This window comes from Ruegeria atlantica (assembly GCF_013032005.1).
GTDB lineage: Bacteria > Pseudomonadota > Alphaproteobacteria > Rhodobacterales > Rhodobacteraceae > Ruegeria > Ruegeria atlantica_A.
Genome location: NZ_WQBE01000003.1, coordinates 268439 through 291311 on the forward strand (window position 1 = coordinate 268439; position 22873 = coordinate 291311).

General features: G+C 58.6%; 19 protein-coding genes. 6 read left to right on the forward strand and 13 right to left on the reverse strand.

Annotated features, from left to right (window positions below; genetic code table 11):
- Nucleotides 1–132: 132 nt before the first annotated feature.
- From GOX21_RS08825 to GOX21_RS08835, 3 genes are read right to left on the reverse strand one after another with little or no spacing between them, the layout of a single operon-like run.
- A complete protein-coding gene (locus GOX21_RS08825; RefSeq protein ID WP_170377046.1) occupies nt 133–804 on the reverse strand; it encodes a D-lyxose/D-mannose family sugar isomerase in 672 nt (223 codons plus the stop codon).
- Between the two features lie 17 nt (nt 805–821).
- The gene (locus GOX21_RS08830; RefSeq protein WP_170377048.1) at nt 822–1748 is read right to left on the reverse strand and encodes a carbohydrate kinase family protein; all 927 of its coding nucleotides are present in this window, start codon (nt 1746–1748) and stop codon (nt 822–824) included.
- Nucleotides 1749–1786: 38 nt separating this feature from the next.
- Nucleotides 1787–3877, reverse strand: a complete 2091-nt coding sequence (locus GOX21_RS08835) for a family 1 glycosylhydrolase (protein WP_170377050.1) — start codon at nt 3875–3877, stop codon at nt 1787–1789.
- Between the two features lie 206 nt (nt 3878–4083).
- On the opposite strand from GOX21_RS08835, the gene GOX21_RS08840 reads away from it, so the two are divergent.
- The 6 genes from GOX21_RS08840 to GOX21_RS08865 all read left to right on the forward strand — a co-directional run bounded on the left by GOX21_RS08840 (nt 4084) and on the right by GOX21_RS08865 (nt 11520).
- Nucleotides 4084–4836 (forward strand): sugar phosphate isomerase/epimerase family protein, encoded by a 753-nt coding sequence (locus tag GOX21_RS08840; RefSeq protein ID WP_170377052.1) that lies wholly within the window; start codon nt 4084–4086, stop codon nt 4834–4836.
- A complete protein-coding gene (locus tag GOX21_RS08845) occupies nt 4836–5882 on the forward strand; it encodes a LacI family DNA-binding transcriptional regulator (RefSeq protein ID WP_170377054.1) in 1047 nt (348 codons plus the stop codon). Before GOX21_RS08840 ends, GOX21_RS08845 begins: the two co-directional genes overlap by 1 nt.
- A 22-nt stretch (nt 5883–5904) precedes the next feature.
- The gene (locus GOX21_RS08850; RefSeq protein ID WP_170349916.1) at nt 5905–6654 is read left to right on the forward strand and encodes a basic amino acid ABC transporter substrate-binding protein; all 750 of its coding nucleotides are present in this window, start codon (nt 5905–5907) and stop codon (nt 6652–6654) included.
- A 65-nt stretch (nt 6655–6719) separates the two neighbouring features.
- The gene (locus tag GOX21_RS08855; RefSeq protein WP_170377056.1) at nt 6720–8363 is read left to right on the forward strand and encodes an amino acid ABC transporter permease; all 1644 of its coding nucleotides are present in this window, start codon (nt 6720–6722) and stop codon (nt 8361–8363) included.
- On the forward strand, nt 8360–10324 hold the full coding sequence (locus GOX21_RS08860) for a beta-galactosidase (RefSeq protein WP_217353037.1): 1965 nt from the start codon (nt 8360–8362) through the stop codon (nt 10322–10324). The genes GOX21_RS08855 and GOX21_RS08860 overlap by 4 nt, the downstream gene beginning before the upstream one ends.
- Before the next feature lie 71 nt (nt 10325–10395).
- On the forward strand, nt 10396–11520 hold the full coding sequence (locus GOX21_RS08865; protein WP_170377059.1) for an extracellular solute-binding protein: 1125 nt from the start codon (nt 10396–10398) through the stop codon (nt 11518–11520).
- Nucleotides 11521–11523: 3 nt separating this feature from the next.
- On the opposite strand, the gene GOX21_RS08870 is transcribed toward GOX21_RS08865, so the two are convergent.
- From GOX21_RS08870 to GOX21_RS08915, 10 genes are all read right to left on the reverse strand, one after another.
- On the reverse strand, nt 11524–13443 hold the full coding sequence (locus tag GOX21_RS08870) for a beta-galactosidase (RefSeq protein ID WP_170377061.1): 1920 nt from the start codon (nt 13441–13443) through the stop codon (nt 11524–11526).
- Entirely contained in the window at nt 13440–14300 is an 861-nt protein-coding gene (locus GOX21_RS08875) for an SMP-30/gluconolactonase/LRE family protein (protein ID WP_170377063.1), read from the reverse strand. The genes GOX21_RS08870 and GOX21_RS08875 overlap by 4 nt, the downstream gene beginning before the upstream one ends.
- Nucleotides 14297–14902: a 2-dehydro-3-deoxy-6-phosphogalactonate aldolase gene (locus GOX21_RS08880; protein ID WP_170377065.1), complete on the reverse strand. Its 606-nt coding sequence runs from the start codon at nt 14900–14902 to the stop codon at nt 14297–14299. Before GOX21_RS08880 ends, GOX21_RS08875 begins: the two co-directional genes overlap by 4 nt.
- Nucleotides 14899–15792 carry a 2-dehydro-3-deoxygalactonokinase gene (locus GOX21_RS08885; protein WP_170377067.1) on the reverse strand — a complete coding sequence of 298 codons (894 nt, stop codon included), beginning with the start codon at nt 15790–15792 and terminating at the stop codon, nt 14899–14901. The genes GOX21_RS08880 and GOX21_RS08885 overlap by 4 nt, the downstream gene beginning before the upstream one ends.
- A gap of 4 nt (nt 15793–15796) precedes the next feature.
- On the reverse strand, nt 15797–16564 hold the full coding sequence (locus GOX21_RS08890; RefSeq protein ID WP_170377069.1) for an SDR family NAD(P)-dependent oxidoreductase: 768 nt from the start codon (nt 16562–16564) through the stop codon (nt 15797–15799).
- On the reverse strand, nt 16564–18273 hold the full coding sequence (locus tag GOX21_RS08895) for an IlvD/Edd family dehydratase (protein ID WP_170377071.1): 1710 nt from the start codon (nt 18271–18273) through the stop codon (nt 16564–16566). Before GOX21_RS08895 ends, GOX21_RS08890 begins: the two co-directional genes overlap by 1 nt.
- Nucleotides 18274–18297: 24 nt before the next feature.
- Nucleotides 18298–19638, reverse strand: a complete 1341-nt coding sequence (locus tag GOX21_RS08900) for an alpha-glucosidase/alpha-galactosidase (protein ID WP_170377073.1) — start codon at nt 19636–19638, stop codon at nt 18298–18300.
- A gap of 21 nt (nt 19639–19659) precedes the next feature.
- Nucleotides 19660–20508, reverse strand: a complete 849-nt coding sequence (locus GOX21_RS08905; protein ID WP_170349905.1) for a carbohydrate ABC transporter permease — start codon at nt 20506–20508, stop codon at nt 19660–19662.
- Between the two features lies 1 nt (nt 20509).
- Nucleotides 20510–21433 carry a carbohydrate ABC transporter permease gene (locus GOX21_RS08910; protein ID WP_170349904.1) on the reverse strand — a complete coding sequence of 308 codons (924 nt, stop codon included), beginning with the start codon at nt 21431–21433 and terminating at the stop codon, nt 20510–20512.
- Nucleotides 21434–21530: 97 nt separating this feature from the next.
- Nucleotides 21531–22790: an ABC transporter substrate-binding protein gene (locus GOX21_RS08915; RefSeq protein ID WP_170361732.1), complete on the reverse strand. Its 1260-nt coding sequence runs from the start codon at nt 22788–22790 to the stop codon at nt 21531–21533.
- Nucleotides 22791–22873 lie beyond the last annotated feature (83 nt).

Genomic DNA, 22873 nt, shown 5'->3' on the forward strand with positions numbered 1-22873 from the left:
TAACAGTTGTTGCGCTAACAGGTCAGGGTTGGAACCCCCACCCACGGTTTCGCAGCCCATGTTAATGCGTTTTTCCGGTTTAAGAAAAGCGACTTATCATTTTGCGGGTCAGGTCAGCCTGAAAACTGCGTATCAAGCGTAGTAATCCGCGACCAACAGGAAATCCGGCGCGATGTCTTCTTCGATGGTTGCAAAGCGCGGGATCGGGTCTTCGAACACGTTGTCGGTTCGGTCGTCATTGACGGTCGAGACCTCGCCAATCAGGCAATCACCTTTTTCGGCCCAGAAGGCGTGCCATATGCCGGGCATCAGAGTGACGCTTTCGCCGGGTTTCAGGCGAAGCAACTCACCGGGCCGAATTGTGACGGGGCAACCGTCGCTGGGCACAACAACAGGATTTTCACGGTCGATATCGCCTTGCGGGTCCGAGGCATAGATCTCCATCACCAGATCACCACCGCCGCGGTTTATGATGTCTTCGGCTTTCACAATGTGGCGGTGCATTGGCGACAGCTGTTTGTCCCGCGATACCAGCAGCTTTTCGGCATAAAGCATGCCCCGACCGCTGTTCAGATCACCCACATCGCCGTTTCGCAAGGTGAACAGGAACAGGCCCAGCTCATCAAAGCGACCCTGCCCGTAATCGGTGATGTCCCAACCCAGCCCGCGTTCGCGAATGCCTGCGGCTTTGTCACTGCGCATTTGGTCAGGCGACCAATTGGCAAAGGGGGGCAGGACCGCACCGAAGGAACGGATAAAGGCATCGGCCTCGGTTTTGATGGTGTTGATGTCAGAACGTTTCATTTAGATCTCTTTGGGGTTCAAAGCTCGTGCGCCCAGGGAGGGTTGGCCCCGGCGCGGGAAACGGTGATGGCTGCAACCTCTGCGCCTTTGGCCAATGCGGCGCGCAGGTTTTCGGTACTCAGGGTGCGTAGCGCGGTTTTGGTCAGTTGCCCACCGCGCTCCAGCTCGGCCAGCACACCAGCGTTGAACGTGTCACCTGCACCGACGGTATCGACAACCTGAACCGGTCGGACGGGGACTGAGGTTTCGGACCCGTCCGCCAGATAGCCTGACGCGCCGTCACCGCCACGCGTTACAATAACCACGGCAGGCCCGGCTTGCAGCAACAGCGGCACTTTCTCAGTGATGCTTTCCGGGCCGGGAATGATCCAATCCAGATCCTCGTCCGAGACCTTTACGATATCCGCCTGTGCGATCATCCGGTTCAGACGGGTGCGATACCGGGTTTGATCCTTGATGAAATCGGGCCGGATATTGGGATCAATCATCACCGCCCGATCCGCCCCTTGCCGGTCCAACAATGCGGCATAAGCGTCGGCGCAGGGTTCGCACGCCAGGCTGATTCCGCCGAAATACAGCGCCGAAATAGCGGGGAGCTGATCCGGCATATCCTCGGGCATCAGCATGCGACCCGCCGAGTTTTCGTCGATAAAGCTGTAAGAGGCGTGCCCGTCCTTCAACTGCACAAAGGCCAGCGTCGTGGGGCGATCTGATCGGATCACATGGCTTGCATCCACATGGCTGGTCTTCAGGGCTTCGGCCAATTGCTCTCCGAACATATCTGAAGACAGGCCAGTCAGCAGTCCAACCGGCGACCCCAGCCGCCCCAAGGCAATGGCAGTGTTAAAGACCGCGCCACCGGAATGGGGCACAAAGCCATCACCGCCCGAAATGGTCGGGGTGGCGATCATGTCGATCAGGGCTTCACCGCAGCACAGGATCATGCCGGGTCCTTTCTGTCTTGTGGGATCAGGCGGCCATATTAACGCGCGAGCGCACTTTTACAGAAATTGTTAGCGCCAACAATGCCAAATTCGTCCTGTTCCGAAACATACAGGCTCATTGACCTTCGCAAATCGGTAAACCGCCCGCCCGCGTTGAACGCATCGCGGAAGGCTTCCTTGAAGAGCCAGCGGTTTTTCTCGGTCACACCGCCCACAAGGAACACACCGCCCACAGGCATCAGCACGACGGCAAGATCACCCATCACTGCGCCCAGATGGGTGGTGAACATATGCGCCGTTTTTTCGGCGATCAGGTCTGTCTGCGTGCGCGCGTCTTCAAGAATGTCCTTGGCGCTGCGCATTGGCGTGTCGGCCTGTCCGGCGGCCATACCGGCCGCACGGTACAGGATCGGCAGACCTGTGCCGCTAAGGAACATTTCCGCCTCAAGGACCAAAGTTTCATCAAAGAAACAATCCGGCGCGATGTGCCGGGCGGCTTTGAAAATCTCGACCTCATCCACATGGCGCGGTGACAGGCCGATATGGCCGCCTTCACCAGATGCGGTGTGATATCGGCCTTCAGAGTAGAGCAACGCCCCAACCCCAAGACCTGTGCCGGGACCGACAACCAACCGGGTGCCAGGGGGTGGGGTCGCGGCGCCTTGCAACACCTCGACATCATCGCCTGTGATTTCGGCCACCGACCAAGCAGCGGCGGTAAAGTCGTTGATGACAAAGGTATGCTGCGCGCCCGTGGCCTTGCCGATATCACACTCGGATAAGTCGAGCTTTGCATTCGTCAGGCGGATCGTCCCGTTCTTCACAGGCCCGGCCCCGGCGGCCACCACGGCGCGTGGATCGGTGCCGATCTCATCGCGCAGGGTGTGAAAGGCGTCAAGCAATTCTGGCAGGGTGCCGGTTGGGTATTTGCGCAGATCGGTCAGCTTTCCGTCAGCGATCACGCCCAAGCGCGTATTGGTTCCGCCGATATCCGCGACCAAGTTCCAATGCGCGCGCATGGCACCAGGTGGTTGAGCCAGAGGCAATGACACCGCGTCACCAGACAGGACGGGTTTAAGGATGTTATACGACACCTTCGGTTTGCTTTCTGGCGCACTAGAGACTGTGTCGACCAAGTCTTTCGGTTCAGCGTCGTAAGGGGCCCAATTGCCCCGGTCCAGCACAGACCGGATAAACACCCCCTTCACCGGAACACCCTGTTTCAGCGCGTCCTGCACTGCCGATAGGTGTTGGGTAAGATCGTTACCCCACCCATCCCCGTGCGAAGTTTCGCGGCCAGCCATACCGGTGACAAAGATAGGCCTGTCTTGGGTGTAGTCGTGCTGAAAACGGCTCAGGTCCACAGCAGATGGCCAATGCGTGTCAAAGGTCAGACCGCACCAATCAACGCCAGTTCCAATGGTTTCCATGTCGCCCTGCCAGCTTGCTGGCAGATGACGCTCCAGCGATTCAAGCGCCATTGCAGGGTAGGTCTTGTTGAAAACACCAGCCGGACAGAACCGATTGAGGATGTCACCAAGCAGATCGGTGGCGGGGTCCTTGGACGGTTCCGCGCGTGTTTGATCGAACACAACCCCAAGATTGGTCATGCCCAACCCTCGCATCGCCTCAATGGCACACCCATGGGCCAACAGCATGTGGTGCATTGTCCGCGCGGTGGCGCGGGTATTTCCGGTGTCGAGTATCTGGTTAGCGAAATTGTGTAATCTGCCGATGCCAGCCGGGATGCTGATCGGTGCAACGCTGTACATACGGTCGCCGACACGCCCCATGATGATTTCGGTGAAATCCGCAAACCAATCGGCGATGGCGCGGTTTCGCCATCCGCCCAGATCCGCCAGCGCTGCAGGCAATTCGCCGTGATTCAGTGTCGCGCACGGTCGAAGGCCACGCGCCAACAGCGCGTCCGTCAGACGATCGTAAAAGTCCAGCCCGGTCTCGTTCATCGCCCCGCGCCCTTCGGGCAGAACGCGGGCCCAATTGATTGAAAATTGATAACAGTCAAACCCGGCTTCGTGTACCAGATCGAATTCCTGTTCGATCTGGTGCGCTGAGGTTGCCACGCCAAAGAGGAAATCCTTTGGGAAATCGGAGCGGGAGTAATTCATGGTCAAAACCTGTTTGCGCCGGTTGGGCCGCCACCTAACAGTTCGGCCCGATGCATTCTATATGTTAGCGGTATCATCGGTGGATTAGAGTGTTTTGTCAGCACTTCTGGCGAAATACCAGCCCCTTTGGGCCGAATCTTGACAAAAGGGGTGTTGCTGCTTCAACGTTATTGAAACGTTTCAATCGAGAGTCATTCAGTAAGCAGATGCGTATCGCGGCACAGCTTTATACCGTCAGGCAGCTCGGGGGTCTGGCTGCGCAGTTGGATCTGATCCTCGCCTGCGGTTTTGCGGATGTTGAAACAGTTGGATTTCACGATCTGTCCCCTAAACACATGGCGTTGCAGGTTGCGCAGTCGGGCCTGACCGTCCGGTCGGCGCATTTCGATTGGGAGGAATTCGAAACCCGGTTTGACGATATTCTGACCCTGCTTGATCTTTTGAACTGCCCGGTTGCCGTGATGCCATGGCTGGCGCCACAGGCCCGCCCCGGCACGGTCGCGGGATGGCAGGATGTAGCAGACCAACTCTCTGCCTGGGCGGCGCGATTGGCGGGCCAGGGGGTTCGACTGGCTTATCACAACCATGATTTTGATCTGGTTGGCCCTGTTGGAGAAACACCTTTGGACCTGATCCTGGCGCATGACACGCTGCATTGGCAGCCCGATATAGGATGGTTGGCCGTCTCGGTGCCGGAACCGGCCGCGGTGTTGCAGCGGTACGCGGGGCGGATCGTATCAGTACACGCCAAGGATGCAGAACCGGCTTCGGGGCAGGGTGATGATCGCTGGCGCAATCTGGGGCAGGGTGTGGTCGATTGGCCCCGGCTGTTGCGCATTCTGAATGACAGCCCCTGCAGCGATCTGTTTGTCGAACACGATGAAACGCCCGACCACGCCGAGACCTTGCGGACGGGGCGAAAGTTTCTGATGGGACAGATGTCTTTGGAGGTCGGATAATGGCGCGCGCAACGATCAAGTCGATCGCCAAGGAGACGGGCTATTCCGTTGGCACCGTCTCGAACGCGCTGCGGGGGGCTACGTCAGTTCGGGAAAAAACGCGGCAAGAGATTCAGGCTGTAGCGACCCTTCTGGGGTACCGTGTCAATATGGACGGTTTGAAGCTGCGCACCAAAAAATCCTACCGTATCGCGGTGCTGGTCAGTGTGTCACCTGACGCAGCAGAAGAATGGGAAGGGGTGGAATTCACCCGCATTCTGGCCGGTATCTCGGCGTCCTTGCAGGGTTCGCGATATGAGATGTCTGTGTTCAACGTGGCCGATCTGCCGGATGCCCTGGCCGTTCTGGCGCGGATCGTTCAGGACGGTTTGGCCGATGGTGTCATCTTTTCGGGTACATTGCAGGACGATCCGCGCATCGCTTTTCTACAGCAACACAGTTTTCCCTTCGTGACCATGGGTATGAGCGACAGCAAGACAGCCCATGCCTATGTCGATTTCGACAGCCAGGCGGCTGCGTTTGACGCCACCGCGCGGTTGGTGGGATTGGGGCACCGGCGTATTGCCTTGGTGAACCCCCCGGCCGAACTGATCTATGCAGCACAACGTCAAACCGGATACGAACAGGCGTTGGCCAATGGTGGCCTTGCGCCTGACCCAGCGCTGATTTTCAATGGCCCCACAACCGCTCGTACTGGGCAGTTGTGTTTTGAGGCACTGATGCAGCTAAGCGACCGACCCACGGCCTGTATCTGCGCGAATGAGGCAATGACGCTAGGCGTTTTGTCCGCAGCCCATGCTGCGGGTGTGCAGATTGGACGGGACATGGTGGTGATTTCCACCGATGACCTGCAACTTAGCCGATATTTCGTACCCCCGCCCAGCACCTATTATGTGCCCATCGAAGAAACCAGCCGTCTTCTGGGCGAGTACATGTTGAAAGCTTTGGAAGGGGGCGACCCGTCCGAGACCCAGAAAAAGATCAGGGCCACGCTGATCGAGCGCCAACCTGACACCCCCGCGCCGCAAAAGGCGCCCACCACGTAAATCAACTCAGGAGGACTTGAAGATGTTTAAAAATCTACTGGCCGCAGCGGTCGTGACCGCGATAGCAGCCCCCGCAGTTTTTGCTGCCGACCTGGACGGGCGCGTTCTGAAAATCGGAACTGACGCCACCTATCCGCCAATGGAGACTGTCGATGAGACGACCGGTCAGATCGTGGGTTTCGATGTGGATGTGATGAATGCGATCTGCGAACGGGTCAATTGCGTCCCGAATTTCGTCAACACCGCATGGGACGGCATCTTTGCCGCGCTTCAGCAGGGTGAGTTCGATCTGGTGATCTCGGGCGTCTCAATCACGCCGGAACGCGAAGAGACGATGGATTTCTCAGAACCCTACATTGTGGTCAGTCAGGCCATTCTGCTCCAGGTCGACAATGCGGACATGACGCTTGAGGATTTCAAAGCCGGTGGTCAGAAGCTGGCGGCGCAGACCGGTACCACCAACGCGCAATTGGCCGAGGATCTAGTAGGGCGCGAAAATGTCAGCCTGTATGACAACTTCTCTGCCGCGATACTGGCACTGCAAAATGCGGATGTGCAGGGTGTGATCATCGACGGCACCTCGGCCGCCGCATACGAGCAGGAGTTCGCGGGTGAGCTGACCGTGGGCATCACCGGCCTGCAATCCGACCCGCTGGGTATCGTGTTTCAGGAAGGCGACGCTACGGTCGACGCCATCAACGAAGGGCTGGCAGCGATCAAGGCCGACGGCACGCTGGACAAGTTGGTCGGCAAATACTGGGGCACCGAATAAACCTGTCCGATCCGAAACGGCCCGGTGCCGATGGCAACCGGGCCGCCTGTTTGCAGTGAGGTTCCATGAAGCGTCTAAGCTCGATCCGCCCGAGCAATCTTGTTCTGCTCGCCGCGGCCCCGTTCATTATCTACCTGTTCGCTACCTCTTCAAAATACCTGCGCTCTTTGATCGCAATTCTCGGGATCGGGAATAATGCCGGCCCGATTTTTGTCGGGTTCCTGCTGGTTCTTGCGGTGGCCATTCTGGGATATCTCTGCGCCCGAAACGCGCGGTTTCAAACGGCGCCGAGTTGGGTGCGTATCTCGGCATGGGCGGCCTTGCCCGCAGCGTTGGCGCTGGCGGTCTTGGTTTTCGTCGCGCCGCAGGTGCTGATGCCATTTGCCGAGTCCGTCTTCTTTCATGCGCTCAGCGAAAATACTTCGACCTTGATCGACCGCTCCGCGCAGACTTGGGTACTTTTTCCAGACGTTGTTGATCAGGTTCAGACAGGTCTTCAGGTGTTACTGCTAATCTATGCGTTTGTGGTTGCTGGTATTTTGCTGTCGGGCCGGTTGCCCGTCAGGGCGCAGGGACTTGCTCAGCTTGGGTTTGAAATCCTGACCGGGGCCGCGCTGTTCTATCTGATGTTTATGGCCCATTGGCAATTTGCAACCGGAGTGGCTATCACGTTTCGCGCCGCCATTTTTGCTTATATCTTCGCCGCCATTCTGGGGTTGATCTGGGTCGGGCTGCAATCGTTCAAACCCAAGGCGCGCACGACTGTTGTCTATGGCTGCATCAGCCTGACTTTGCTGGGTGTATCGGCGTTTTTCTTCATGCAGCCACAGGTCAAATACGAACTGATAGGTACGCTGGATGCGCGCATCGCCATTGTGCGCGGCACCCCGCAGGCGCAGGCCGACATCATCAGGTTTGGCGAATTCGACGGGGGCGAAGACCAGCAATACCGCATCCGTAGCGCCCCAAACGCTGCCAGCGCGGTGGAACAGATCGAAACCGTCGACAGCGTGTCGGGCGCCTTTGTCCCGGTCGGTGCCAACACCAAGGGCTATCCGGTGATCTGGCAGACGCAATTTCTGCCGGATCAGTACCGCAACCCAGCGCTGGCTTTTGCCGTGTTTGGCTTTCTGTTGCTGACGCTGACGGTGGGCGGCGCGCAGCACAAGCTGCATCCGCTGGCCGTAGGGGCCGAGTTCTTCGTGGACACGATCCGTGGCATTCCGATGCTAGTGATCATCCTCTATATCGGCCTGCCTCTGGCGGGGGCGGTCAAGGATGCCACGGGTGGCGGTATCGATATGACCAATATGACCCGCGGGATCATCGCGATCTCGGTCGGCTATTCCGCTTACATGGCCGAGATTTTTCGATCCGGGATCGAGGCCATCCCACGGGGTCAGATCGAGGCTGGTGGCTCGCTGGGTCTTTCGCGCTGGCAAACTGCGCGGCTGATCATCCTGCCGCAGGCGCTGCGCATCGTCACGCCGCCCTTGGGTAATGAGTTCATTGCGATGATCAAGGATACCTCACTGCTGTCGATCCTGTCAGTCCGCGATATGACCCAGCGGATGCGCGAATTTCAGGCGGCCAGTTTTCTGCCCTTTGCGCCGTTTAACACAGCTGCAATCCTCTATGTGGTGATCACGTTGGGCTGCGCCAGCTTCCTCAAATGGATCGAACGCCGTACGGCAAGGGAAGATCGATGAGCAGGTTGGAACTTGGGGTTTGCTATTACCCCGAACAATGGGACCGGTCGCTCTGGCGTGAAGACGCGCAGCGAATGGTCGAGATGGGACTGGATTGGGTGCGCATCGCCGAATTCACTTGGGGCCTGATTGAACCGGAGCGCGGCGTTTTCCACTGGGATTGGCTGGATGAGGTGATCGACATTCTGGGCGAGGCAGGCCTGCGCGTGATGATGTCCACGCCCACCGCCGCCCCGCCGAAATGGCTGATCGACGAACACCCCGAGATTCTGCCAGTTGGGCCGGACGGGCGCGTGCGAGGGTTTGGATCGCGGCGGCACTATTGCTTTTCCAGCGATTTCTATCTGGCCGAAGCCCGCCGGATTGCCACCGAATATGCCCGTCGTTATGGCCAGAACCCCTATGTTCATGCCTGGCAGATCGACAATGAGTATAACGATCACGACACGGTGCTTAGCTATTCGGATGCTGCGCGGGTCGGATTCCAGCGGTGGCTGGCGGATAGGTACGGGTCGATCGCGATACTGAATGAAACTTGGGGGACCGTGTTCTGGGGCTCGGTCTATTCCAGCTTTGGTCAGATCGAATTGCCGAACGGGCTGGTGGCCAGCCCCAACCCAACCCACGCGCTTGATTTTGCGCGATACTCTTCGGACCGGGTGCGGTTGTTCAACCGCGCGCAGGTGGATGTGCTGCGTCAGTACGCGCCGGACCGGGACATCACCCATAATTTCATGGCGGGCAGTTTTGAGTTCGATCACCATGCCGTTGCCGCCGATCTGGATATTGTTGGCTTCGACAGTTACCCCTTAGGAAATCTGTTGGGCTCGACCCTGTCTGACGACGAAAAGCACCGCTATTTGCGGACCGGCGCGCCGGATTATCAGGGGTTTCACTGCGATCTGTATCGCTCTCAAGGCAAGGGGCGCATGTGGGTGTTGGAGCAGCAACCCGGCCCGGTGGACTGGGCCGAGAAAAACCCCTCACCCGCGGACGGGATGGTGCGACTGTGGACCTGGGCAGCCTATGCGCATGGCGCGCAGGCGGTGATGTTTTTTCGCTGGCGACAGGCTAAATTTGCGCAGGAACAGTATCACACAGCATTGTTGCGTTCGGACGGCAGCCCGGATCAGGCCGCCGTGGAATTGGCGCAGGTTGCGGCGGAGCGCGACTTGTTGCCCGCCGTGGTACGTGAGCGGGCGCAGGTGGCCATAATTCTGGATTACGAATCCATCTGGGCGGCGGATATCCTGCCGCATGACGATGCCTTCCCAAATGCTCAGATCATCCGCGAATGGTATGCCGGGCTGCGCGCGCTTGGGGTCGATCTGGATTTTGTGGGGCCACAAGATGAGCTGAACGGGTATGCCCTGATTGTTGTCCCGCAAAGCATGATCGTTCCATACGATCTGGCCATCAAACTGCGGGACAGTGGGGCGAAACTGCTGATCGGCGCGCGCGCGGGCAGCAAGACACCCGACATGCACACACCGCACAACCTTGCGCCCGGAGCGTTGGCTGAGCTTACCGGTGTGACGGTCTTGCGGGTGGAATCGCTACCAGAACTGGCGCAGGAATCGGTGCGCTTGCAGGACGGAACAACGTATGACTTCACCGGTTGGCGGGAAATCATCGACACCAGCGGAACGGTAACGGCAGAGTTTAGCAGCGCATACCGGGATGGCAGCCCGGCGATTGTACGCTCGGACCGAGCGATCTATCTGGCAATGATCCCACGCGGCCAATTGCTGCATGCCATACTTACGGACGCGTTAAGCTGGGCGGGCCTTCCCGTCACGGAGTGCGGACCGGACCTGCGGATCACACGTCGCGGAGGATTGAAATTTGCCTTCAATTTCGGGGCAGATGGGTTGTCATTACCGACTGACGAACCACATGCCTATTTGGTTGGGGGCACTGAAATCCCACCCTATGGGGTTTCAATCTGGCGGGACACGTGATCTTGCCAGTCCACATTCCTGTTGGCAGCAAGTAGAAGGCTGCAAAACAACTCAATAGCAGGAGAATCAAAATGGCTGAACGGAAAACTCTTTCCAGACGCTCGATGCTGAAAGGCGCGGGCGCGGCTGTTTTGGCGGCTCCGCACTACAGCAAAAGCGCGCTGGCTTCTTCGGGTGAGATCAACGTGGTGATGTGGTCGGATTACCTGCCGCCTGTGTTCCTGGAAGGGTTCGAAGCGGAAACGGGGATCAGGGTCAATCATATCGGGATCGGATCGAACGAAGAAATCCTCAACATGATGACTGCGTCGAATGGCCAGGGGTTTGACCTTGTCGCGCCTACCAACATGCGGTCTTTGCAATGGGCGCCGCTGGACCTGCTGCAACCGTTTGATCTGGATAAGGTGAACCTGGACGCGGTTAACCCTTCCATGGTTAGAATTGGGACCGACGCTTGGAATTTCAACAAAAGCGGAGCGCACTGGCTGCCGCATATCTGGGGGACTGAGGGCATAGCCTACCGTACCGATCTGTGGTCGCCCGAAGGCGACGCTCCATCCTATGGGGATGTCTGGGCGGAAGAAAATGCCGGTATGACCATGGGTCGTGCGCATTCTATGATGCTGTGTGCGGGTCTGTATTTGGAACGCTTGGGTGAGATGGAGCCCGAGTCCGTTTGGGATGCCTATGACGACGAAGACACCATGCGCAGGGTCTGGGACCAGATCACGGACTGGTGCATTGAACGCAGGGATCGGATCAAGCTGATTTGGAACGATGCTGAAACTCAGAAATACGGCTTGCTGAATGGCGGCGTGGTTGTGGGGCAAACATGGGACGGGCCGCCGCTGGCTTTGAAATCAGCAGGGGAACCGGTGAATTATCAGGCTCCGATCGAAGGAGCGATGGCGTGGGTGGATGGTCTTGCAATGCCGGTCGGTGCGGAAAACATCGAACAGGTCTATGCGTTCATCAACTATTTGTACCGACCTGAGCCAGCCGGAGCTGCCGCTGCAGTGAACGGATATAACACAGCCGTACTAGGCGCCGAGGATTTCGCGGGCGATGAGTTCAGAAAGAACTTTGCCGAGGCCTATCCGGGCGACGCGTTGGCTAGCCTCAACCCGTGGCTGGCCGAAGCTCCGTGGTATGCCAAAGCACGGGCCGAGTTTGTCGAGAAATTTTTAAACGCCTGAGCATTACCCCTGTGCGGGTGGACCATTTGGTAGGATGACGACGTCACACGCTGCGATTTCGTGCCCGTTCCAAAGGACGGGTGCGGCGGTGTAGTTGATCAGAAATATATACTGCTCGGTTTCCCGTCGGCGCAGGCCCTCGGGCATTGCATGCAAGGTCATGTCGACCGTTTGGGCGGCCATCGAGATGACCCTGTCCCAAAGAGCCTCATCCGGGAAACCCGCAAGGTACCAAAGACCGTTTTCGCCTTTTAGGGCAGATGTGCCATCAACAAAGGTCAAAAGGTCTGGGGCATCTCCGGAGAGGCGGTCAACCCAGTGTTGCGCCGCGCCACCTCCGTTAACATCACGCTTCACGTTAGGGGGCAGGGTTTCCACAAGATCAACTTCGCAATCCAGCCCGGACAGGCCCGGGCGGCCTGAGGTTGGGATTTGGAAATCGCGAGTGATCGCGCCTGTACGGGGGCCAAGGATGGCCAGATCACAACCCTCTGTCAGGCGGGTTTCCAGATCGTCATCCAGCGTGGCCAGACCGGGGGCGAGGATCAGTTTGTAGCCGGTCTTGGGCGTTTCCGAGGCCGTAATGAAGTCCACCGAAAGCCCAGCCCGCCGCAGCGCGCGATAGGCTGAAAAAACCAGCCGGAAATAGTTGAACCCGGCCCCTTGCGGTTGTGTCGCCCAGGCCCAGTCCGAGGCATAATCGAACACAATCGCCACGTCCGCCTGCGTTTGCGTCAGCGCGCCAAGCTCGGCCAGATCAACTGCGGTTTGACGAGCCTCGGCCATAGCCGGGGCGGGTTTGTTGTTCGGCGTCAAAAGGCCAGCGTGCATTTGTTCCTGCGCGAACGGAGCCTGCCGCCAGCGAAAATAGCTGACCACTTCGGCCCCATGCGCCACCGCCTCAAGCGACCACAGGCGCACCATGCCGGGCAGGGGGGCAGGGTTATAAGGAGCCCAGTTCACCGGGCCTGGTTGTTGTTCCATCACCCACCAGCGCCCGCGCCCAACGGCGCGATAAAGGTCGTGATGAAAGGCCTGCATATCCGGATCGCCCTGTTGCAGGAACGCGGCTTTATGGGCCTCGTCCGCCTCAAGCCGGTCTGAGAGAAACCCAATCGGATAGCTGTCCCATGTGGCGATATCCAGATCCGCACCGACTTTGAAATGATCGAAATCCAGAACCCGACCCATATAATTATGCAGCAGCGGCGCGTCAGTCAGTGGCCGCAATGCATCAACCTGCGCTTTGTTGAACATCACCACCTGATCCGAGCTGAACCGGCGGAAGGCCAGAACATGCGCTGGGTTGGGTTCGGTCACAGTCAGATTGGGCAGGTCGATCTGATCGAAACCTGCGTATTCCATCGACCAGAACACATTGCCCCAGGCGGCGTTCAGAGCGTCGACCGTGCCATATTGATCGGCCAGCCACCGCTGAAACTCTCGCAAGGCAGGCTGGCTGTAGCTGACGGTCGTGTCATGGCAGCCGTATTCGTTGTCGATCTGCCAGGCGGCGACATGCGGGTTGCGCCCATACCGTTCGCCCATGAGCCGGACAATGCGGGCGCATTCGGCGATATATCCCTGATGACTAAAGCAATAGTGCCTGCGTGAACCGAATTTGCGCGGCTGCCCCTGAGCATCCACCGCCAGCATGTCAGGGTGTTTCTCAAGCATCCATCGGGGCGGCGTTGCTGTCGGCGTGCCCAGAACAACCTTAAGGCCCACAGCCCCCAGCACCTCAATCGCTCGGTCCAACCAGTCGAATTGCAGATCACCCGGAGTTGGCTCCATCCGGCTCCAGGCAAACTCACCGATCCGCACCCAGCTCAAGCCGGTTTCGACCATCTGCGCGGCGTCCGTGGCCCACATTTCTTCGGGCCAGTGTTCGGGATAGTAGCAAACACCAAGTTCAGGCTTCATAGAATGACTCTGTGTTCGGCCTGCCCAGTACCCGCGCCGGGGGCGGCAAAGGTCATACCGTTGGTAGGGTGTGCAGCAAGCGTGTCCTTGTCCAGTCCCTCGCGGGCAGTGGTGCAGTAGAGTGTGGTCAAGTCGTTGCCGCCAAATGCGGGGCATGACACATTGGTGGCATCAAATGGGATGGCCGTCAGGAACTGTCCTGACGGTGTATAGGCTGCAACACGGCTTGCACCCCATTGCGCGATCCAGAGGTTGCCTTTCGCATCAACCACGGCGCCGTCGGGGTTCAAACCGTCGACGCGTAGATCCAGGAATACCGTGCTGTCGCCCTTGGGCCAGCCGGTTTCGGAATTCAGCGGCCATTGCATGACCTGCTTGGTGGCCGTGTCCGTGTAATAGGCGCAAGACCGGTCCGGGGCGAAGCAGATCGCGTTCGAGATCGTGACATCGTCCACCAGTTGCCTAAGTTCCCCCCGCCAATACCGATAAATCGCGCCTGCACCGGGTTCGGCGGTTTTACCCATCGTCCCTATCCAGAACCCACCCCAAGGATCCGCGCGCCCGTCATTTGAGCGCGTGACCGGATTGTCCGCCTCAAGTGGAGCGATCAGGTCTTTCTGGTCGTCTTGCAGGTTGAACCGCCACAGGCCCGTTTCAGAGGCTATCAACAGCCTATCCCGGTCTACCCAGCCCGCGGCCGAGACATGTTCGTCGAACTGCCAATTGCGCGGCGCTTCGCCGTCCCGTGTCATCAGACGTTTGCACAGGATGTCAAACCAGAACAGCTGTTGCCGTTCCGGGTGCCACAACGGCCCTTCGCCCAGTTCACAGGCGCGGTTGTCGTAGACGATGCTCATCCAGCGGCCTTGTCGTAGGCGGTGACGATTTGGGTCGCCCGCTCTGCGACTTCCGAGGCGGTCATGCCGGGTTTGAACAGCGCCGATCCGATGCCGAACCCATCAGCGCTGGCCTTGATCCACAGGTCGAAATTCTCGGGGCCTGCCCCGCCGACGGCATAAACCTTTGTGCCTTCTGGCAGCACCGCACGTAAGGCCGCCAACCCTGTTGGTCCTGCCAGCGCTCCGGGGAACAGTTTCAACCCTGATGCCCCAGCTTGGAGCGCGGCGAAAGCTTCGGTCGGGGTAAAAATACCCGGCCAGCTTTCCAGCCCCAGCCGATGTGTGTGCGAGATCACCTCGGGGTCGCAATTCGGTGACACAATCAGACGACCGCCGACCTCTGATACCATGTCGACCTGCTGGGACGTCAAAACCGTGCCTGCCCCGATCAAAGCACGATCACTGAACTCATTGGCCAGAACGGCGATCGAGGCCAGCGGATCGGGTGAATTCAGCGGCACTTCGATCTTGTCGATGCCAGCGTCGATCAGCGCCCGTCCAACGTCCGTTGCGTCCGAGGGGGCTAGTCCGCGCAAAATGGCGATGATGGGTCGGCTCATGCGGTTTGCCTCGTGAGGTTGCGGGCCTGTTGCAGACCGGCCAGGGTACATTTTGTGCTGTTGGCGGTTTCTAAAAACGCGCCCTGTTGTTGTAGCGCCTTGGCATAAACTTCCGACAGGCTCTCGGCCCCGATGATTGCCAATTGCTGACCCAACCAATAGGGGCGGGTGGCCGCCAATTCCGCGCCGATCAGATAACCTGACAGCCGTGCCCGGATAACGCCGCCATCCTGCCCTTGCAGCAGATCAGCGGCCCGCAGGCCAAACAGGCGCGCCGCCAGTTGTTCAGGTTTCGACATCGCATCGGCAGTGGCCTCGGCAAAGGCGGCATCATCCCAGCCCTCGCCGATCGAGTGTTTTAGCACCGATTGCCCACCCAGCAGATCGAACATTTCGCCCGTCATGAAGGTGCGAAAGCTGACAACCTCTCCGGCGCTGATCTGCACCCATTTCGTATGGGTCCCAGGCAGGCAAATCACCCCGTCCCAGTTCTGGCGCGAGGCCAGAAATCCGGCGATCTGGGTTTCTTCGCCGCGCATGATATCGGGTGGTGCGGTTTGTTTCAGACCGGGCACCACGAAGGCGCGAATGCGGGGGTCGGTGCCGGGAACACGAAACGGCGCAACCGACGTTGGCTCACACGGAACGGCGGAATAGGGGGCTTCGACCCAGCCCTGCCGCGCGCCCACCATTCCGCAGGCGATCACTTCAAGCGGCGCCGTGCCCAACCAGCCTTCGATCAGTTCGAACAGCGCGGCTTGGAACCCGCCTTTGTCCACCCGCGCCATGCCTTTGACCGACTGCGCCTGATCCAGCACCGCATCACCCTGCATCGCCCAAGCCCGCAGATGCGAGGTTCCCCAATCGACTGCAATCCATTCCGTATTCATGGCTTTACCCCGTTACGACAACGCCGCCATCGACGGCCATGCATTGCCCGGTCATCGCGCGGCTGGCGTTTGAGGCCAGAAACAAGGTCGGTGCAACCATATCCTCGGGCGTCAGGTGTTCTTTCAGGCATTGACGGTCCAAATGCGCGGCCAGATCTTCGGGCGTGGCCCACATGTCCAGCTGTTTCTGCGTCAGAACCCAGCCCGGAGCCAGCGCATTCACGCGGATGTTCTGCGGCCCAAGCTCGCGCGCCAAGGATCGCGTCATCCCGGTGATCCCGGCATTTGAAGTGGTGTAAATCGGATAACCTGCATTACCCATCATGTAGCTGATCGAGCTGAAATTGACGATAGAACCTCCCTTATCCTGCATCTGGCGCGCGGCTTCCTGACAGGCAAAGTAATAGGCCTTGAGGTTCACTTCTATCATCCAGTCCCAGAACTCGGAAGTAGTGTCCTCAAGCGCGTGGCGTTTGTCATTGGCAGCGTTGTTGATCAGCACGTTCAGGGGGCCATGAGCCTCGGCCGCCTTTTGCATGGTGGCGTGCAGCAATTCGGTATCTGTCATGTCGCCTTGCATGAACAATGGCGCGCGGCCGTGTTTGTCGCGCATCTCTTCGACGAAATCGCTGGCGTCGGACCGGCCGATGAAGGCAACGTTTGCGCCTTGGGCCAGAAACCCGTCCGTGAGCGCGGCGCCCACCCCCGAGCCGCCGCCGGTAATATAGACGGATGCACCGTTCAAATCGTGGAAAGTGGCGGGTTGGTCCATCAGTGGCTCTCTCTGGTCACAAGGCGTGTGTCTTTGCCGACAAGGAAATCAAGGTCCGCGCCCTGATCGGCCTGCAGCACATGATCAATATAAAGCTTCGCGTATCCGCGGGTGTAATGCGGGGCGTCGGGTTGCCATGCTGCGCGCCGGGCGTCCAGTTCCTTTTGGTCCACCAGCAACTCCAGCTCGCCCTTGCTGGCGGATACGCGAATGCGGTCGCCGGTTTTTACCAGTGCCAATGTGCCACCCGCCTGCGCCTCGGGGCTAACATGCAGGATTACAGTGCCGAACGCTGTGCCTGACATCCGCGCGTCCGAGACGCGGATCATGTCGCGCACACCCTCTTTCACCAGCCGCGCGGGGATCGGCATATTGCCGACCTCGGGCATGCCGGGATACCCTTTGGGGCCACAGCCTTTCAGCACCAAAATGGTCTCAGCCGTGACAGGCAGATCGTCGCGGTCGATATTGGCCTTGAGGTCTTCAATGTTCTCAAAGACGTAGACTTCGGCCTCGGTCTCCAACAGCGCGTCCGTCGCGGCCGAGGGTTTCACGATGGCGCCGTTCGGGGCCAGATTGCCGCGCAGCACGCGCAGGCCCGCGGCGGGTTTCACCGGATCGTCAAAGGGGCGGATGACGTCGCGGTTAAAACATTCAGCCCCTTCATAATGGGCCGAGATATCCTTGTTCAAAACCGTTTTCGCGGGCCGCAGGAAGGGTTTCAGCTCGGACAGAACGACGGGAACGCCGCCTGCGTAACAGAAATCCTCCATCAGGTATTTGCCCGAGGGCATGCAGTTCACCAAAAGGGGAATGTCTGAACCGATTTCGAAGTCTTTCAGGGTCAGATCGACTCCGACGCGGCCTGCCAATGCTAGCAAATGAACCACCGCATTTGTCGATCCACCCACGGCGGCGTTGGCCAGGATGGCGTTTTCAAACGCTTCCTTGGTCAGGATGTCCGAGGGTTTGAGATCTTCGTCCACCATCTCGACAATCCGTTTGCCGGTCAGATGTGCCAGCGCCATGCGACGGGCGTCGACAGCGGGCAGGGCGGCGTTGGTGGGCAGGCTCATGCCCATCGCTTCGACCAGCGACGCCATTGTGCTGGCCGTGCCCATCGTCATGCAAACGCCCGCACTGCGCGACATTCCGGATTCCGCACTCATGAAATCCTGCAGGGTCATTTCACCTGCGCGTACGGCTTCAGAGAATTTCCAGACGTCTGTGCCTGACCCGATATCCTGGCCGCGATATTTACCATTCAGCATCGGGCCGGAACTGACCACAATAGACGGCAGATCAACCGAGGCCGCACCCATCAATTGACCCGGTGTGGTTTTGTCGCAACCTCCCAACAGGACAACGCCGTCGATACCATAGGCGCGGATCGATTCCTCAACATCCATCGCCAACAGATTGCGAAACAGCATGGCGGTGGGTTTCATTTGCGTCTCGCCCAGCGACATGACCGGGAATTCGACCGGAAAACCTCCGGCCTCCCACACGCCGCGTTTGACCCCTTCGGCCAGATCGCGCAGGCCCGAGTTGCAGGGCGTTAGTTCCGACCATGTGTTGCAGATCCCGATGATGGGGCGCCCGTCGAACGCGTGGTCTGGAAAGCCCTGGTTCTTCATCCACGAGCGGTGGATGAACCCATCTTTGTCCAGCTTGCCATACCAGTGCTGTGATCGGCGTTTCTTAGTCATTTGTTCTGCCTTCTATTCTTGGGGTCAGGCGGCTTTTGCCGGTTTGCACCAGTCCGGCAGCCAATCGGCATGGGCGATGAGCAGATCATCAACCATGTTGCGGATTTGGCGCAGGTCCAGTTCGGCGGCAGTGTGCGGGTCCATCATGGCGGCGTGATATATGTATTCGGGGTTCCGGTCGACCAGCGCACGCACCGTTAGCTCCTGCACGTTGATCTGACTGCGCATCAGCGCGATCAACTGCGGTGGGATGTCCGCGACCACCGAGGGCTGCACGCCGTTGCTGTCCACCAAGCACGGGGTTTCAACCGCAGCCCCCAAGGGCAATTGCGGGATTTGGCCTGTGTTGGGCAGGTTGCCATAGGCAACGTAGGGCGTGTCGGTGACGATGGCGTTCATCAGGTCGGCGGCGAATTCATGGCTGCGGGTGACATTAATATTGCGCCCGTCGGTCAGGGTCTTGGCCTGTTCTTTCCAACTGGCCACCTGTTCGACGCAGCGGGTGGGGTATTCGTCCAGCGGGATCGAAAACTGCTCGATCAGGTCCGACCGCCCATCCTTGATGAACCACGGCACGTATTCCGCCAGATGCTCGGAGCTTTCGGTGCAGAAATAGCCCAGATGGTCCATTACCTCATACCGGACTTTGTTGGGGCAACGTGGCATCAGCAGCGGGGCCTTGGGTATTTGACCGCTTGCGTATCCCTGCCGCAATGCGGGGTAGAGATCGCGCCCCTGGTGTTCCAACCGTAGAAAGAAGGCGACGTGATTTACGCCAGCGACCTTATAGCGAAACTCGTCCTTAGGCAGGTCCAGATCATGGGCCAGCTCTTCGACCGTGTTCTGAACCGAGTGGCAGAGGCCAACATGCTTCACCGCTGGAAATTGCTCGGCCAGCGCCCAAGTGTTGATCGCCATTGGGTTGACGTATTGCAACAGGGTTGCATTCGGGCACAGCTGCATCATGTCTCGCGCCACATCCCACAGCACAGGAACCGTGCGCAGGCCGCGCATGATGCCCCCAATGCCCAGCGTATCAGCTATGGTTTGTCGCAGACCGTATTGCTTGGGAATTTCAAAATCGGTGACTGTGCAGGGTTCATAGCCGCCAATCTGGAAGGCGGTGATCACGAAATCCGCCCCGTCCAGCGCCGCGCGGCGGTCATTATGGGTGGATACGGTCGCACCCGATCCGACCGAGCGGATCATCGCACGGGCGACCGCCTCGCTTTCAGCCAGGCGTTCGGCGTCGATATCCATCAGCGCAAAGTGGCTGTCGGCCAGCGCAGGGGTCAGCGTGGCATCGCCCACGATGTTCTGCATGAAAATCGTGGAACCCGCACCAATAAAGGTGATCTTGGTCATAAGGCGAACTCCGGTTCGAAGCTATTTGACGGCACCGAGGGTCAGGCCCGCGATGAAGTGTTTCTGCATCAGGAAGAACATAGCGACCGGCGGCAAGGCTGCCACGATGGAGCCGGCGCTCATCAACTGATAGGCGGCGCGGAATTGCGCGTTAAAGCTGGTGATGCCTGCGGTAACAGGTTGGCTTTCGGCCCCTTGGGTCAGGACAACGGCCCAGAAATAATCGTTCCAGATGAAGGTGAAGATCAGCACGCTGAGCGCGGCGATGGCTGGTTTCATCAGTGGCAGGACCACATACCAGAATATACGCCATTCGCTGATACCTTCGACCCGGGCAGCTTCGATCAGCTCAAACGGAAGGGCGCGGATGAAGTTGCGCATGAACAAGGTGCAGAACCCAGTCTGGAAGGCGATGTGGAACAGCACGAGCCCGGTTTTGGTGTTGTAGAGACCCAATTGCAGGGTCAGGTCACGAACCGGCACCATCAGAATTTGAAACGGCACGAAATTGCCTGCCACGAACATGAAGAATATCCAGATGTTCGATTTGAACTTGTAGATCCCCAGCGCGAACCCGGTCATCGTACTGAGCGCGACACACCCGACCACCGTCGGGATGGTGATCAGGAACGAGTTCAGCAGATACCGTGGCATGTCTGAATTAAAGAAGACCTGCCCATAGTTGAACGCGCCCTCAAAGCTGGACGGCATGCCCCAATAGTTCGCGTTGGTGAAGTCCGCAGCCGGTTTGACCGAGAACAGGGCGACCGCCAACAACGGCCCCAGCCACAACAGCAAAGCCAAAGGCAGCATAGCCTGATAGCTGATTTGCGCCGCGCGGGATTGTTTTTCGATAGGTTTGGGAAACATCTCAGTGCCCCTTTTCTTCGCGATACATCGACCACAGGAAGTAGGCGATGAAGCAGAGCATGATCAGGAACAGGATCACAGCGATGGCGGCACCATATCCCATACGGAAGCCGTATTCGGACAGGGCGACCTCGAACATGTAATAGGCCAGCACGCGGGATGATCCGAACGGGCCGCCCTGGGTCATGATTGAAATCAGATCGAAGCTGCGCAGCGCGCCGATGATGGTCACGACAAAGGCGATGAACGTGGCGGGGCGCAGTTGCGGCAGGATGATGTGCCATAACATCCGCAGGCCCTTGGCGCCGTCCAGACGCCCGGCCTCGATCTGTTCGGGGTCCACGGCATTCAGGCCGGTCAGGTACAGGATCATGCAATAGGCCGTTTGCGGCCACAGACCGGCAAAGATGATGCCATAGGTGACAAAGCGTTCATCCCCTAGCACGTTCAGCGGCTCGATGCCGAACAGACCGAGGAATTCATTGAGCAGGCCGAAGGTCGGGTCATAAAACCACGTAAAAACGAGGCCGACGACGACCTGAGAAATAACGAAGGGGAAGAAAAACAGTGATTTGTACAGGCGGATGCCCCAGACCGTCTGGTTCAAGAGCAGCGCGATGAACAGGCCCGCCGGGATGGCGGCCAGATAGAGGATCAGCCAGATCAGGTTGTTTTTCAACGAGGTATAGAATGCATCCCGGTCAACCCATTCCCAATAGAGGTCTTCATAGTTGCGAAAGCCCACATATTCAGCCGCCCCAAGTCCATCCCATTCATAGAGGGACAGGTTGAAGGACTGGAACACCGGGATGATCACATAAACCATGAAGAACAGCAGGCCCGGGGCCAGAAACAGCCAGGGCGCAATGCGTTGTTGGTTTCTGTGGAACCAGCTTTCCTGTTCTGGGACGTCGACGGCTGACATGAGCAAACTCGGGTTTTAGGTAGGTTGAGTAAGACGGGTTGCCACCCGTCTTACGCGGATTGAGGTGCAGGCCGGGCTTTCGCCCGACCCGACCGGTTCAGTTGTCGTAGATGCGCTGACGTGCGCGTTCCAGTTTCGCAAGGATGCGGTCGGCATTGTCCGGCTTGACCATGAATTCCTGAAACCCTTCCATTGACACCTTGGCCATTTCAGCCGGCGCGTCACGATCCCAGAACTGCGCCACGCCACCGGGGCTGTTCGACGACAGCATCTCGAAACCCTGTAGCAGGAACTTGTCGTCATCCACGGTTGATTGCGCGTTCACTGGCAGTTGGCCGAGATTGGCGCCGTTGTTGATCTGGGACTGTTCATCCGCGGATACAACGAAGCGCAGGAACTCACGTGCGGCTTCCTTGTTCGATGCATTGGCCGGGATGTGGAACGTGTCGGTCGGCGCGTCCTCGGCCAGTTCAACGTCAGGGTTGATGGCAACGAACTGGTAGAAATCCAGTTGATCATCGGTCAGCCCGGCCTCGCGCAGCGGAGCGACGGCGAAATTGCCCATCAGATACGCCGCGGCCTCGCCGTTGACCATGAAGGGTAGGGCCTCTTGCCAGCTATAGGTCTGGTGGTTGTCGATGAACGCACCCATGTCGATCAGCTGTTTCCAGTTGGCGAAGGTTTGCTTGACCCGGTCGTCTTCCCAGCTGATTTCGCCATTGGCAAGTTGGTTGTGGAAGTCGAAGCCGTTTGTGCGCATGTTCAGGTAGTCGAACCAGCCACCGGCAGTCCAAAGGAACTTGGTGCCGATGGTGTAACAGGCGCGACCGGAATCGACGATCTTCTGACAGTTGACCAGCTCTTCTTCCCAGGTGGTCGGCTCGGTCAGGCCCAACTCATCAAAGATGTCTTTGCGGTAGTAAACGCCCCATTGATAGTAGGTATAGGGCACGCCCCATTGCTTACCATCAAGGGTCATCGCACCTTTGGTCGAGGCGAGATTGTCTGCGATCTCGGGTTCGGCCCAAAGATCGGACACGTCTTCGAACAGGCCGGCCTCAACATAGGGCTTCATCCGGTTGGCTGCATACCATGTCGCAACGTCCGGTGTGTCCGCCGTAAGGAAGTTGCGGATCTGAGTCTTATACGCCTCGCGGTCGATCACGGTGGTTTCAATCTCGAGCCCCGGATGCTGTTGCGCGAACCGATCGATCATCGCTTCCATCGTCGCGCGGGGCGCCGGGTTCGATGTGTCGAGGAAGATTCGCAGCTCGCCGGACAGTTCGGCTGCTACTGGCGCGGCAAGTGCCGCACTGGCCGCCAACGCCACCGCAGTACGCTTGAACATGGAATGCATGGTTTCCTCCCTTAGCTTCCATTTTTAGTTTCAAATAATGAAACCGTGTTTTATATATTGAAAACTACACATCGACTCGGTTA